Source organism: Campylobacter sp. RM9331 (assembly GCF_020137685.1).
In the GTDB taxonomy this organism is placed as follows: domain Bacteria; phylum Campylobacterota; class Campylobacteria; order Campylobacterales; family Campylobacteraceae; genus Campylobacter_E.
This window is the reverse complement of sequence record NZ_JACGBA010000007.1, coordinates 32,269-46,659: the sequence shown is the minus strand read 5'-3', so window position 1 is coordinate 46,659 and position 14,391 is coordinate 32,269. Positions and strand designations below refer to the sequence as shown.

16 protein-coding genes are annotated in these 14,391 nt (G+C 24.6%); 7 read left to right on the top strand and 9 right to left on the bottom strand.

From position 1 onward, the window contains the following. The first annotated feature begins 14 nt into the window (after window positions 1-14). The gene (locus AVBRAN9331_RS04455) at window positions 15-452 is read left to right on the top strand and encodes a hypothetical protein (protein ID WP_336612482.1); all 438 of its coding nucleotides are present in this window, start codon (window positions 15-17) and stop codon (window positions 450-452) included. A gap of 48 nt (window positions 453-500) precedes the next feature. On the opposite strand, the gene AVBRAN9331_RS04450 is transcribed toward AVBRAN9331_RS04455, so the two are convergent. From AVBRAN9331_RS04450 to AVBRAN9331_RS04420, 7 genes are read right to left on the bottom strand one after another with little or no spacing between them, the layout of a single operon-like run. Further along, window positions 501-872 (bottom strand): flagellar basal body-associated FliL family protein, encoded by a 372-nt coding sequence (locus tag AVBRAN9331_RS04450; protein ID WP_336612481.1) that lies wholly within the window; start codon window positions 870-872, stop codon window positions 501-503. Next, window positions 869-2,155 (bottom strand): ATP-dependent DNA helicase, encoded by a 1,287-nt coding sequence (locus tag AVBRAN9331_RS04445; protein WP_214117556.1) that lies wholly within the window; start codon window positions 2,153-2,155, stop codon window positions 869-871. The genes AVBRAN9331_RS04450 and AVBRAN9331_RS04445 overlap by 4 nt, the downstream gene beginning before the upstream one ends. Continuing rightward, complete coding sequence (locus AVBRAN9331_RS04440; RefSeq protein ID WP_336612480.1) at window positions 2,142-2,531, bottom strand: hypothetical protein; 390 nt, start codon at window positions 2,529-2,531, stop codon at window positions 2,142-2,144. The genes AVBRAN9331_RS04445 and AVBRAN9331_RS04440 overlap by 14 nt, the downstream gene beginning before the upstream one ends. Before the next feature lie 14 nt (window positions 2,532-2,545). After that, window positions 2,546-3,715 carry an ABC transporter permease gene (locus AVBRAN9331_RS04435; protein WP_336612479.1) on the bottom strand — a complete coding sequence of 390 codons (1,170 nt, stop codon included), beginning with the start codon at window positions 3,713-3,715 and terminating at the stop codon, window positions 2,546-2,548. Continuing rightward, complete coding sequence (locus tag AVBRAN9331_RS04430) at window positions 3,712-4,875, bottom strand: hypothetical protein (RefSeq protein ID WP_239803701.1); 1,164 nt, start codon at window positions 4,873-4,875, stop codon at window positions 3,712-3,714. The genes AVBRAN9331_RS04435 and AVBRAN9331_RS04430 overlap by 4 nt, the downstream gene beginning before the upstream one ends. A 51-nt stretch (window positions 4,876-4,926) precedes the next feature. Next, complete coding sequence (gene uvrC, locus AVBRAN9331_RS04425; RefSeq protein ID WP_336612478.1) at window positions 4,927-6,699, bottom strand: excinuclease ABC subunit UvrC; 1,773 nt, start codon at window positions 6,697-6,699, stop codon at window positions 4,927-4,929. Continuing rightward, window positions 6,668-7,195 (bottom strand): hypothetical protein, encoded by a 528-nt coding sequence (locus AVBRAN9331_RS04420; protein WP_214117551.1) that lies wholly within the window; start codon window positions 7,193-7,195, stop codon window positions 6,668-6,670. The genes uvrC and AVBRAN9331_RS04420 overlap by 32 nt, the downstream gene beginning before the upstream one ends. Before the next feature lie 148 nt (window positions 7,196-7,343). Between AVBRAN9331_RS04420 and nhaD the strand changes: the two genes are divergently transcribed. The 5 genes from nhaD (at window position 7,344) to AVBRAN9331_RS04395 (ending at window position 12,406) form a co-directional block, all read left to right on the top strand. Continuing rightward, window positions 7,344-8,639, top strand: coding sequence for a sodium:proton antiporter NhaD (gene nhaD, locus AVBRAN9331_RS04415; protein ID WP_336612477.1), 1,296 nt, complete (start codon window positions 7,344-7,346; stop codon window positions 8,637-8,639). Between the two features lie 12 nt (window positions 8,640-8,651). After that, window positions 8,652-10,187, top strand: coding sequence for a glutamine-hydrolyzing GMP synthase (gene guaA, locus AVBRAN9331_RS04410; protein ID WP_214117549.1), 1,536 nt, complete (start codon window positions 8,652-8,654; stop codon window positions 10,185-10,187). 382 nt (window positions 10,188-10,569) lie between these two features. Continuing rightward, a complete protein-coding gene (locus AVBRAN9331_RS04405; RefSeq protein ID WP_336612476.1) occupies window positions 10,570-11,010 on the top strand; it encodes a hypothetical protein in 441 nt (146 codons plus the stop codon). A 15-nt stretch (window positions 11,011-11,025) separates the two neighbouring features. Then, window positions 11,026-11,322, top strand: coding sequence for a hypothetical protein (locus tag AVBRAN9331_RS04400; protein ID WP_336612475.1), 297 nt, complete (start codon window positions 11,026-11,028; stop codon window positions 11,320-11,322). 331 nt (window positions 11,323-11,653) lie between these two features. Further along, entirely contained in the window at window positions 11,654-12,406 is a 753-nt protein-coding gene (locus AVBRAN9331_RS04395) for a hypothetical protein (protein WP_336612474.1), read from the top strand. A 27-nt stretch (window positions 12,407-12,433) separates the two neighbouring features. Here AVBRAN9331_RS04395 and AVBRAN9331_RS04390 read toward each other — a convergent pair whose 3' ends face one another. Continuing rightward, entirely contained in the window at window positions 12,434-12,967 is a 534-nt protein-coding gene (locus tag AVBRAN9331_RS04390) for a hypothetical protein (RefSeq protein ID WP_336612473.1), read from the bottom strand. A 56-nt stretch (window positions 12,968-13,023) separates the two neighbouring features. Next, window positions 13,024-13,665, bottom strand: a complete 642-nt coding sequence (locus tag AVBRAN9331_RS04385; RefSeq protein WP_214117544.1) for a thioredoxin domain-containing protein — start codon at window positions 13,663-13,665, stop codon at window positions 13,024-13,026. A gap of 126 nt (window positions 13,666-13,791) precedes the next feature. Between AVBRAN9331_RS04385 and AVBRAN9331_RS04380 the strand changes: the two genes are divergently transcribed. Further along, window positions 13,792-14,361: a hypothetical protein gene (locus AVBRAN9331_RS04380; RefSeq protein ID WP_214120465.1), complete on the top strand. Its 570-nt coding sequence runs from the start codon at window positions 13,792-13,794 to the stop codon at window positions 14,359-14,361. Window positions 14,362-14,391 lie beyond the last annotated feature (30 nt).

Here is a 14,391-nt window from a genome sequence, read left to right as displayed (position 1 = left end):
TAAAAGGAAAAATTATGCTAAAGGTTATTTCTAAGATTGATGGATATATCATTTCTTATATATCTTTTTTGATGTTTTTTAAATATTTGTCTGATTATATTGCTTCAAATGTTTCAATTCAAATTCTTTTATCATTTGTGTTTATGTATTTAATCAAACTAGCCTATCAACAATTTTTAAAAATAGAATATAAAAATATACAAAATAAAAATCAGATTTTTTCTATGTTTAAAATAGGCTTATTGCCAGCTATTTTATTGTATTTTTTATGTGTGGATTTTTACGAAGCTTTTTTTACTAATTATATGAGCTTTTTATTTATTAAATTTCCTATTGTTTTTTTAAATTCTTTTTTAAATATTTTATTTTTCGTAATTTTAATAATTATTTTAGCTTTTGTTTTGGGTTATATTAAATACTCTCAAGATAAAGATTTAGCTAATAATTTATGATAATAATTTTAAATAAGTTCTAAAATTTATGAACTTATTTATTAATTTTTATATTAAATTTGCGTCTTTTAATATCTCTTTTATTGCTTCTGCACTATCTTTGCTTTTTAGATTTATGATTAATATATCATCAATATTTACAGAGTATTTTTTACCTGCGTATTTTATTATGGTTTTTTTGAGATTTTCCTTACCAAGTTCTGTAAATAAATCTTCGTAATAATAGCTAGAAATCACCATATTAATACTATCTTGTATATAATCATTTTCGTTATTAACATTATCTCCTATGATTTTTAAACTTAAAATAATTTTTTTAAGCCCATTTGATTTTGAATACAAATCGGTCTCAAAATTATTAATTTCTATACTATTCGCAAATGCAAAAATACTAAAAAATATTAGCATTATTTTTTTCATAATTGCTCCTTATCGCAAAATTGATAAAATGTTTTTACCACTTGATTTGTCTTTGCCTTTAGTCTAAACAAATTCTCATACGATTTATCACTTCCATTAAAAATAATTTTAAAATTATTAGGATTTGAACTTCTTGATAATGCAACATATAGCTGACCTTGTGCAAAAATCCTATCGCATTTGCAAATTAGTTTATCAATACTCATTCCTTGACTTTTATGTATGGTAATAGCATATGATAATTTTAGTGGGAATGCTTTTAATATAGCATCAGGTTTGGTATCAACTAAATTAGGATTAACCCTATAGCTAGCTGCTATTTCAGGGTCGTTAAAATATAAAAATTCTTTAGGATAAACTGAATAAATCATTCTATTAGATTTAATCTTTAGTTCCTGCTCACTTTTATCCCACGCAATTATTTCTCCTTGCATTCCATTATAATAATTATCAGAATTATAAGTAAAAATAACTTTAGCTCCAATTTTAAAAATAAATTCTTCTTCAATTGGTTGAGCTTTTAGCCATTGTTTAAATTCTTTTTCTTGTTCTTCATTTAATTCTGTATTTTTTTTAATACTTGAGTTAAAAACATATTCTTCATCATCAATTTTTTTAAGTTTAGCATTATTTATATTTTTTGCTTCTTCATTGGTGCCACAAATAATTGTATAATCATCATAATTATTTATATCATCTTGAATTTTATACTTTTTAAAATACTCTATGCAAGTATTAGTTATATTGCCAATCCTAATACTTCTTAGATTTTCATAAAATTCCTTATCTTCCATTCTGTGCTGGGTAATTAACTCAATCACCTTAAAATTACATTCATTCCAATATTTAGAGCAAAAAGCATAATTTCCATCGGATTTTACAGGTTCGAGTTGATAAAAATCTCCAACTATTAGTAATTTTATATTGCTATAACCAAAAAGCCTTGAATAAATCATATCAAAAACATCACTACTAATCATTGAAATTTCATCAATTATTATTAAATCTATATTTGATAAAGACTTATTTAAAGCCATTAAATCATCTTTACTTGTTTTTAGCTCATTAATGTTTTTTGCAAGTCTTAGTTTAAAAAATCTATGAACAGTGTCTCCGCCAATATTAATAGCAGCAAGTGCAGTGCTTGCTAAGACTATGGTTTTAAAGGCTTCACTTTTTATTATTTTTTCTATGGTGTAGGATTTTCCAACTCCTGCACCACCTGTTAAAAATACATTTCTTCCTTGCTTTAATAAATCAATGATATGTTTAATTTGATTCATTTAAGATATTTACTTTATAGTTTTTAGTAGTAAGATTATTTAATCTTAACATTAAATCATCAAAATTATCTCCATCATAAGGATAAAAAGCTACACAATCTCTTGCTTTAGTATTTAAAAAATCATATATTTCATTATTTATTATTTGTGTTTTTTCTTTACTTGTTCCAGAAAATAATATTATTATTCCGCTATCTAGTTCAAATACACAATCAGTTTTTCTTAAAATACTAGCAATTACTTTTCTATGCTCTTCATCAGGACTTTTTATATAAGTAAGACAAAATTCAAAATCTATATCATAAAAATACCTATAAATATTAGCAGTAAAAAAATCTACAACTTTTCTCATATCTTCTTTTTTAAACATTTGCATAACATAACTCCTTTTTATTCGTTTCTTAAAGTTTTTAACACATCAATTTTACTTGCTTTATATGCTGGATAAAGTGATGATAACACTACTATTAAACTAGCACCTAAAATAATAAAACAAAAATCACTTATACTTAAATTAATAGGTAATTTTGAACTACCATAAACATCAGCTGGTAAAGAAATAATATCAAAAGTATCTAAAAACCAAAGTCCAAAAAATCCTAATAAACAACCAAAAATAATTCCGACAAATCCTATAAAACAACCAATGGTAAAAAATGATTTTTGTATTTCGCTTTTGCTTGTTCCTAACGCTAAAAGTAGGGCTATTTCATTTCTTCTATTTAAAACTATCATAAATAAAGAAGTAATTATATTTAAACTAGCAATAATTACTATCATCATTAAAATAAAAAATAATGCTTTTTTTTCTAAATCAATTGCACTTAAAATATTGCCGTTTTGTTCCCACCAGCCAACTAAAAAATAATTATTTTTGTATTTTTCATTTAATTTTTTAATTTCTTCTTTAGGATTTGTAGTATCTATGTGAATGCCTGTAATGTCATTATTTTTTAATACCTTTTGTAAATCTTTAATATCTACATATACATATGATGAATCATAAGCATTTAGACCTGAATGAAAAGTATTATTTACATAAAAACTTTTTATATTAGGTGTAATACTAAAAGCATTTGCATTAAGATTTGTAAAAATTATATGTATTTTATCTTCTTTATTAACTTCTAATCTTGAAGCTAGTAAATTGCCTAAAATTGCAGGGAATTTCAAATTAGAATTTAAATAATAATCTTTAAAAATTTTATTTACTTCTTTTTCTTTTTCAAAATCAATCCCAAAAATTATAGCACCTCTCATTTCATTACCATATTTAATAGCGGCTTGTGTTTGAATAAAAGGACTAATTTTATAATCTTTACTTAATTCATTTATTAATTCTTCATCAATTAATGTGGTTTTAGGATATAAAGTAATTGGATAATTCATAGTAAGTAATTTATCAATAAAGCTTTTATTCATTCCATTCATTACTGCCATAGTTATTATTAAAACACAAACTCCTAAAGCTACTCCGATAAAAGCAAGTAGCTTAGTAATCATAATAAATGGCATTGATTTATCAAATCTTAGGTATTTAAAAAGCAAGTATCTAATCATAAATATTTCTTCATTACTTCTGCAATTTGTGTTTCTGTAGCATCTTTAATAATCAAATCTGCAAAATCTAAATTCTTTTTAGCGTGTTTATTGCCTAAAAATAACATTATAAAAGTATTTGGATTTTCGCTTTTTACTTGATTAATATTACTAACTAAACTTTCATAATCAAATAAAATAGCCTCATATCCAATGGCAATGATTTTATAATTATTTTTTAGTTCATCTTTAAATGAACTTATACTATCTACTTTTTTATTCAATTTTGCGTGTTTATTTGCGATATGATATAAATAATCACTTTGCATATCAGAACTAAGCAATATTAATACATCGTTTTGATAATTTGTTGTATTCATATCACTTTTATAATCATTTAGCATTGTTACTAAAATATTTTTTAATTTATTTTTATTAAAAGGTCTTTTTAAAAAACTATCTTTATTGCAATTTTCACTTAAGATAATTGTATTTTTTTCTTTATAATTAAAATTTTCATCAGCTATAACGCAGGCATAATTTGAAAAATCATTAATTTTTGTATAAAAATCAACACTAATTCCGTATTGATTTAGTAATGTTTCTAGCAAAAAGTTTTCTAATAAATCATTATTTAAAATAGCTATTTTTGCACCTGCAAAATTAGGATTTAACTCATTATCAAAATTATCGTAATTAGTTTCGTATGTAATTGTAGTTTTTGTTAAAGAGTATATATTTTGAATATTATCTTCATTATGCTTTTCTATTAATTCTTTAATTTGATTTAAATTCTTATCATTTGTATAAGATAACACGGCATTTATATTCTTTAATTGTTTAGCATTATCAATTAAATGTTTATGTAAAAATTCATTGTGATTTTGTAAAGCCATCATTTTTTGTTTGATTTTACCAACCTCATCAACGATTAATCTTAAATTCTTATTCAAATCTAAGTTATCGCTATTAGCACCTAAACTTTTTAAAATTTCTTTTAAAATATTTATTTTTTGGTTAGCACTTTTTTTTCTAATTAATGCAGCCATAAAACTAACAGCATTAAATATCAAAATTATTGCTAGAATAATTGTAAAAATTGTTTGATTTAATAGGTTTTCTATAAATAAACTTGCTATTAAAATAGCACATAATAATATATTAAACAAGCTTGGGAACACAACAATCCTTTATATAATTTAGAGCATAATTATGTCTATTAAATTAAATGATTACTTAATAATTTGGCTAATTTTCGTTGCTACATTTTTATTTGTTACTTTTGCTATTTCATCATAACTTGCATTGTATATATTTTCATAATTTTCAAAGTATTTTAATAATTTTACGATACTAGCTTTTGAAATTCCAATTTGCTCTAATTTTGATGATTTTATATCTTGTTTTCTTTTTGCATTTTGATGACAAGTAATTGCAAATCTATGTGCTTCATCTCTTAGTTTTTGAATAAATTGCAATATTTCATCACTTGTTTTAAGATTAAATTCCTTATCCTTAAAATGTATTTTATCCCTAGCAGCACCTTTTGCTCTATGTGCTAAATGATTTAATTTTTCTTTAGAAATTGCAATTACATCTAAATTGATTTCATTTTGAGCTAAAAGCTCGTTTGCTAAATCTAATAAAGCCTTTCCACCATCTATAATCCACAAATCAGGACAGGCTGATTTATCAAAAGAATTTATCCTTCTAGTAAGCATTTCTCTCATTTGTTCATAATCGTTATTGCTAGTAAGATTAAATCTTTTATAATTATTTTTATTAAAACTATTAGAAAACACATCATAACTAACTAAAGCTCCGATTATTGCTTGACCTTGAAAATGTGAATTATCAAATACTTCAATATTATAAGGAGTATTGCTAAGATTAAAAAAGCTTTTTAGTTTATTTGCTATATTATTTTCAGTCTTTTCAAGATTTATTAAAGCATTGTTTTTAGCTAATTGAATTAGTTTTTTTATCTCTAAAGTTTTTGCTATTTTTATATTTACTTTATGATTTGCAAGATTGCTTAAGTATTCTTCTAAGAGTTCTATATTTTCATTGTGATTTTCTATATAAATATTGTTTGGAATTATTCCTTCTTTATAGTTTGCTAGTATTAATTGGGTTAAAAAATCACCTTCTTTATTAGATATTTTTTCATTTATTACGCTTATTACTTTTCCGTGATTTATCACTAATCTAGTGCTTGATAAGAATTCGTTATTATTGGTTATTGCAAATACATCAAAACTAACATCTTTTGCCAAATCCACTTCAATTTCTTGATTTAAATTCTTTATATGATTTATCATATCTCTTATTTTTGCCGCTTCTTCGTAGTTTTCATTATCAGCGTATCTAAACATTTTTTCATTTAAAATTTGTAGCATTTGTTTTGGATTTTTAAGAGCTTGTAAGGCTTGTTTTAAGATATTTTCATATTCATCTTTAACGCTAAACTCACAAGGAGCTAAACATCTTGACATATCATAAAATATACATCTTTTTTTACAGCTTTTCATTTGTCTTAATGGATAACATAAATACAATGCTTCTAACAAATCCTTAGCCCCACTAGCATAAGGCCCATAATATTTAGTCAGTGGGTCTTTTTTAACCTTTCTAGTTATCTCAAATCTTGGATAAGCTTCTTTTAAATCACAGCAAATATATGGATAAGTCTTATCATCTCTTAATAAAATATTATATTTTGGTCGCATTTGTTTAATTAATGAATTTTCTAAAATCAGTGCGTCTAATTCACTATTTGTAGCGGTATATTCTAAATTATTTGCTTCTTCAATTAATTTTATAATTCTAGGAGAGTTTTTAGGATTTGCTCTAAGGCTTGGAGTAAAGGCAAAATAGCTTTTAACTCTTTTTTTTAAATCTTTTGCTTTACCTACATAAAGCAAGGTATTATTATGATAATATCTATAAACTCCAGAAGAATTTGGTAATGATTTAATTTTGTCTAAGAGATTTGATTTTTGCATTTGTTTTTTTGATACTTTCTTTTAGATTATTTATTAATATTTTTTGCTCTTCATATATCGCTAGATTTTGAAAATTCTCACACATTAAGTCTTTTAAAAATATTTTTGGTTGTTTTGATTTTTCATAATCAATATATGCTTTTAAAATAGCATTAGAATTAATTATAATTTCTTCTTCAAATAGATTTAAAATAGCAGCGTCCTTTGGATTAATTCTTTTATATATTTTAATATGTTCTTTTAATGTTTTTATAGTTGAATCATTTCTTAAATCTTGTGCTAAAGTCGGATGATAAACTCTAATTCTAAAGCAATTTTTATTATATTTTTTAAATACATCACAAACTACACCTTTTTGAGTTAATTTATATTTAAGGTCAGGTGGCATACTTAAAATAAATAATTTTAATTGCTTATTAATCTTTAAAAATAAAAGGTTTTTATTATGAGAAGAAAGAATATTATGAATATTTTCAATGTTTTTAAATTCCACCATATTGTTTTACTTGCTGCCTTGTTGTTTTCTGCTTGTGGGTATAAAAGCGACCCAAGTTATTATAATAACAAGTCAACGCAAACGCAAAAATTACCCTTTGTTGAATTAGAGTAAATAATATCTATCATTTTTTTAAAAAGGAGCTTTTATGGAAATTACATTTTCATGGGCAGGAATTTTATGTTTAGTGATATTTATCATCGGTTACTATTTTATCGCAGCTGAAGATAAATATCATATAAACAAAACAAAACCTGCAATATTTATTGGAACTTTAATGTTTATTATTTTAGGGCTTTATTTGTGTCTAAATGGAAAAAGCACAGAGCCATTAGAGCATGAAGTAAAGGATTTAATAGAAGAGATTGCTGAAATAGTGTTTTTCTTAATGGTTGCTATGACTTATATTGAAGCTTTAATTGAGCGTAATGTGTTTAATACCTTAAAATATAAGCTTGTAACAAAGGGATATACTTATAGAAAATTATTTTGGCTAACTGGACTTTTAGCATTTTTCATATCTCCTGTTGCTGATAATTTAACTACAGCTTTAATTCTTTCAACCGTTTTACTTACAATTGACAATCAAAAAAAGGAATTTTTAGTTCCTGGTGCTATAAATATAGTTGTAGCTGCAAATGCAGGTGGAGCTTGGAGTCCTTTTGGAGATATTACAACTCTTATGGTTTGGACTGCTGGTAAAAGTCCTTTTATAGACTTTTTCGCATTATTTCCTGCTAGTTTCCTTGGTTGGTGGCTTACTGCGTTTTTATTAAGTAAATTTGTTCCAAATGTAAAACCTAATTTTGATGAAAAATCTTTAAAAGTTGAGCGTATAAAAGATGGTGGAAAAATCATTATTTTCTTAGGTGCTTTAACGATTTTTAGTGCAGTTTTAATGCACTCATTATTTGGCTTACCTGCTATGTGGGGAATGATGTTTGGCTTATCACTTTTAAGTCTTTATACTTATAAATTTAATGTCGCTCGTGGCAAAAAAGATATAAATATATTTGCATATATGACTAAAATTGAAATGGATACATTGTTGTTTTTCTTCGGTATTTTAGCCGCTGTTGGAGCACTTCATTTTGCAGGTTGGCTAGCTTATGCTTCAAGATTATATGATTTTGCTGGAGTTATGAGCACAAATATTGGAGTTGGATTTTTAAGTGCAGTAGTTGATAATGTGCCTGTAATGAGTGCAGTTTTAAAAGCAAATCCAAATATGAATATAGATGATTGGCTTTTAGTAACTCTAACGGCTGGAATAGGTGGCTCATTAATTAGTTTTGGTTCTGCTGCTGGGGTTGGAGTAATGGGAAAAATGCGTGGAATTTATACCTTTGGCTCTCATATGAAATATGCTTGGACTGTTTTATTAGGTTATGTTCTAAGTGTTATTGTTTGGTGGTTACAATTTGAATATTTTGATTTATATTAGGAAAGGAAATTAATGGAAAAAGCAGATATTTTAGTGCTTGACTTTGGGTCGCAATATACCCAACTTATTGCTAGAAGACTTAGAGAGCAAGGAGTTTATACACTTATTTTACCATTTAATATTAGTGCGAATGATATTAAAAATTATGAGCCTAAAGGTATTATTTTAAGTGGTGGTCCTGCTAGTGTTTATGCAAATGATGCTTATTTTTGCGATAAAGAAATTTTTGATTTAGGTTTGCCGATTTTAGGGATTTGTTATGGAATGCAGTTAATGGCTCATCATTTTGGAGCAGTTGTTGCACCTGCAGGGCATAAAGAATATGGTAAAGCTAAAATTAGCATTCAAGAAGATAGTTGTTTATTTAAAAACTTACCTAAATCTCAAGTGGTTTGGATGAGCCATTCTGATAAGGTTGAGAATTTACCAGCAGGATTTAAAACTATTGCTGTTAGTGATAATAGTCCATTTTGTGTATATGGTAATGATGAGAAAAAAATGTATGCCTTACAATTTCATCCTGAAGTTCAACATAGTGAATTTGGTAAAAATATTCTTAAAAACTTTGCAAAATATGTTTGCAATTGCGAAAGCGTTTGGAATATGGGTTCATTTGCTAAGACACAAATTGAGAAAATTAAAGAGCAAGTTGGAGATAAAAAGGTTCTTTGTGCAATTAGTGGAGGTGTAGATAGTAGCGTTGTTGCTGCATTGCTTGCTAGTGCTATTAAAGAACAAACTATTTTAGTTTTTGTTGATACTGGATTACTTAGAAAAAATGAAAAAGAGCAAGTAGAAAGTATGCTTAAATTAAAATTCGGAATAGAATTAAATACTATTGATGCAAGAGAAATTTTCTTAAAGAAATTAAAAGGTGTAACAGACCCAGAAACTAAGCGTAAAATTATCGGAAATACCTTCATTGAAATATTTGAAGATTTTGCAAAAAAACAAGAAGGTGTTGAATTTTTAGCTCAAGGCACTTTATATACTGATATTATTGAAAGTAGCGTTGTAGGTAGCTCAAAAACAATTAAGAGCCATCACAATGTAGGTGGCTTACCTGAAAAGATGAATTTAAAATTAGTTGAACCTTTAAAAGAAATATTTAAAGACGAAGTAAGATTGCTTGGACTTGAATTAGGTCTTACTAAAGACTTAGTATATCGCCATCCTTTCCCAGGTCCAGGACTTGCAATTAGAATTATGGGTGAAGTAAATGAAGAAAGCCTAAATATCTTAAAAGAAGCTGATGATATTTTCATTCAAGAGCTTAAAGCAAATGGTTATTATGATAAAACTTGGCAAGCATTTTGCGTATTGTTAAATGTAAGAAGCGTTGGAGTAATGGGTGATAATAGAACCTATGATAACGCAATAGCTTTAAGAGCAGTTGATGCAAGTGATGGTATGACAGCTACATTTTCTCATTTACCTTATGAATTATTAGAGAATGTAAGTAGAAGAATTATAAACGAAGTTAATGGAATTAATAGAGTAGTTTATGATATTTCTAGTAAGCCACCTGCAACTATAGAATGGGAATAAAATTCCAAATAACCCTAGCTTAATTAATACCTAAGCTAGGGTTAATAAAACTCTTTTAAAAACATTTAAATCCTTTTATAAAAATATCAAGCTTTTTAATGAGAAGATTTTAATATAAAATAAATTATATTAATAAAAATTAGAATTTTAATTGTATTTTATGTATTTTAAATACTATTCAAGCAAAAAAGGTAAAACTATGAAATGTATTGGTAAAATTTTTAATATTTTAAAACTTATCATAGGTATTTTAAAAAATATTTTTCTTGCTTTATTTATAATTTTTTTTATACATCTTGTATCTTTAATTTATATCAATGTTTGTAATGATATATTATTGCTTTGCACGATAGTTTTTGCTTTTCTTTATTTGTTAACATCAATGATTATAAGAGATTATAAACCTTCTAAAAAAGTTTTATATATTTTTATTACTTTATCAACTTTGCTAATAATTTCACAATTTTATATAACACATATAAAAGAACCAAATGAATTAATAAAAATGATTATAAGTTCTAATAAAGGGTATTTTACAGATGGAAAGAAAGGCGGATATATCTATGTGATAAAAAATGATTTAGATTTATTTGATTATGTTAATACAAAAATAAGAGATAATACTAAAAAATATTTTGAAGATAATGGATTTAAACAAATTAAATTTAAAAATAATGTTTATTATTGCAAGAAGATTATAAAAGGTCAATATTATGATATAACATTCGTTAGTAATGAAACGGACAATGGTATTGTGATGAAAGATATTGTAATAAGATACGAGCCATTTCTTGGAATAGAATATATACAAGATTTATTTTAATAAAAAAGGAAAGTAATGAAAAACTATATTAATATGCTAATATCTTGGGTTATTATTAATTTAAATAGCAAGGATAAAGCTTTAATAGATTTTGATTATTTTAAAGCTATGTTTTTTCCATTTTCTTATTTGAAGATTAGTATTTATAGATTTTTATTATTCTTGTTTTATTTATCGCTTTATTATTCTGTTGATTTAGGACTTTTAACTAAAGCATTTTCACATAACTCAAATGATAGCTATATATTTTTCAACATAATTTTTACAATTATTCATTTTTTTATTACTGCCTTATATGTGGTTTTTTGCTAGTTTTAAAAATAAAATTTTACATAAAATCAATATTGAATATGCGTATATAAGTTTGATTTTTATTGTTGCATTATTGTATCTTTTTTATAATATTTTTCCTAGTTTTAGCTTATTAGTTATATCTTTAATAATACATATTGTGTGTTATTTTTTAGAGTTAAGACAATTTATTTATTCTTTTTAACTATTGCTATTTTTATTACTTACTATCAACAATTTTATAAAATATTTTCAAAAGAAGTTATTTTAAATATTAATTTGTTTTATATGTATTTAGCTCTTGCAATAAATTATATTTACAATAAAATTATTTCAAAACTAAAATAATATAATGCGAGAAAATATGGCTTTTAAAAATGATTTTATTGTATTTATAAAAAATATACTTTTTTATCTAGCTTGGTTTTTCTTTTTCGTAGCTTTAGCTTTGTTTTATTTAATCTATATAAATCCATTGAGTTTTAATAATCACTTAGATTTTATAATTTATTTGATAATTTCAAGCCTATCTTTTATGCTTTATTACATAATTTCTAAAAGGCTAAAAAACTTTGAAATATATTTAAAAGATAGATTTTTTAGTGTTTTAAAATATTTTTCATTTTACATAATGTTTATTGCTTTAGCTAATGCTTTATTTAATCTTTATGTAAAAAATGATTTTATTTTAGACATTATTTATGCGATTTTATTTTTTATAATTTATAAATTAGTTGGTAAAAATACAATTAAATACCAAGCACTTACTTTAGCTATCTTGTTAGTATTTTGCGCCTATAAATATTATGATTATTTTTTAAAACAGCCAAATGAACTTGTAATGCAGATTATAAAAGCTAAAAAGATTAATTTTGATGATTATTTTTTAGTAGATGATATTAATTTAATCAATGCACTTAATAAAAACATAAAGGATAAAAGCCCTTATGAAGTTTATGAATATTTTAAAGAATTTAAAATGCTAAGGTGTTATAAAAATGCTAATATTTGTTATAAAAATGTAGTGTTTGGTAAGACTATTTTCATAGCTTTAATTTATAAAGATAAAGTAATCCAAGAAATTCATTATAAGTTATATAAGTAGGATTTGCTTATTTTGTGTAAAGTAGATTTATTTTCTATCTGCTTTATAATATATTTTATTTATTTGATTATCTTGCAATTTTATTGCTATATCAACTGGGTTGTTATAAATAGTATCTTGAAAATACAGCATATTATTTTTCTCATTTTTTCTAAATCTATATTTTTTTAGATATTTAAGAATTTCATCATTGTTTTTATCTAGTAATACAGCGTTGAGTTCTTTTGTAGTAACTTCATTTATTATGCAATATCTTTGATTTTCTAGGCAAGTTTTATTAGCATTTATGATTTTTACTATTAAGTCATTTGGCTCTTTTATAAAAAATTCATAGTATTTATAAGCAGATACTAAAGCTAAAATTATTAAAAAGTATTTATTAAATTTAATCTCATCTAATCTCTTTTTAATACTTCCATAAATAGCAGAAAGCAAAATTGCAGATATAAAATAATAAGCAAAATTAAAGCCCATAAAAAGTTCAATCAAGCCAACAACTACGCATAACCAAGATAAATAATAAGATAAATATTGTAAGAGTTTTATAATTTTATGCAACATTTCACTACTTTTTAATACAAGTATTAGAAATATTTAGGATTTACCTAAGTAAATCCTTATTTTTTAGATAGTTCGTTTATCATATCTATAAGCATTTGTGGAGATTTTGCATAAGCTAAATTGATTACGTATTTTCCATTTACAATAAAAGTTGGAGTTCCGTAAGTATTAGCAATTTCATTTGCAATATCAGTTGAGCTTAATAAATATTTTCCTTCAGGGCTTTGTAAGAAGCTTTCTAATTTTTTCTTTGAAATTCCAAGAATACTTAGACCAGATTTATAAAATTCATCAGGATTATTATTCCAAGTTGATTTATTTTTAAACATTTCAACAAAATAAACGCTACTAATTTTATCATATAGGCTATTTTTATCAATCAAGCTAATTTTATTTTTTTCATCTTGATAATGTGCGTATGCAAGTAAATTAGCCATTTCTTGACCAAATTTTCCCCAAGTTTTTACCATCATTAATCTAATATCTAAATCTTTTAATTGCTCTTTTATTAGTCCTAAAGTATTGTGATTGTGGTGTAAATAACAATGCGAACATTGATAAGACCATATTTCTGTTAAAGAATTATCAGAATTTGGGATTGGATTTTCAAGCACATTGTATTCTACACCTTCACTTAAGGCAAATAAGTTTGAACTAACAAGCAACACTAAAGCTAACTTTTTAATTTGTTTTAACATTTTTTCTCCTTAAAAAAATTGCATAAATATATAAAATTTTAATTAATAAAAATTTTCTATTAGAAATGATAATGATTAACAAAATATCGTATAATAATGGTTCAATTTAAAAAAAAGGATAAAAAAATGAAAAAGATATTTTCTTCAATCATCGCTACTGCGATTTTAGGCTCAAGTGCTTATGCAATTACTATTGATGAAGCTAGTGTAAAAGCTCATTTTGTTGGCTTTAAAATGGAAAAAAAATTAGGTGTTCCTGGTGTTATTGATGATGCTAAATTTGAATTTAGCAAAACAAGTGGCTCTGTTGTAGATATTTTAAACGGAACTAAAGCAAGTATGGATTTTGCTAACGAAAATACAAAAGATAAAATTCGTGAAAATAATATCCATAGAACTTATATTGCAAATCTAAAAAATAGCAAAATTGAAGCTAGTTTAAAAGATGTAAAAGGTGATGAAACAAGTGGTAGTGCTACAGGTGTAATCACATTTAATGATATTACAAAAGAAATTCCAATGACTTATAGCGTAGCTGATGGTAAATTAGTTGTAAAAGGAGTAATCAATATGAATACTGATTTTAATACAACTGAAGCATTCACAGCACTTTCAACTGATAAACAAATCTCGGCACTTCACGGAAAGAAAACTCACGAAGAGGTTGAAATTTATTTTGATGTAGATGTTAAATAATCTTTAAAGGCTAGAATACTAGCCTTTAAA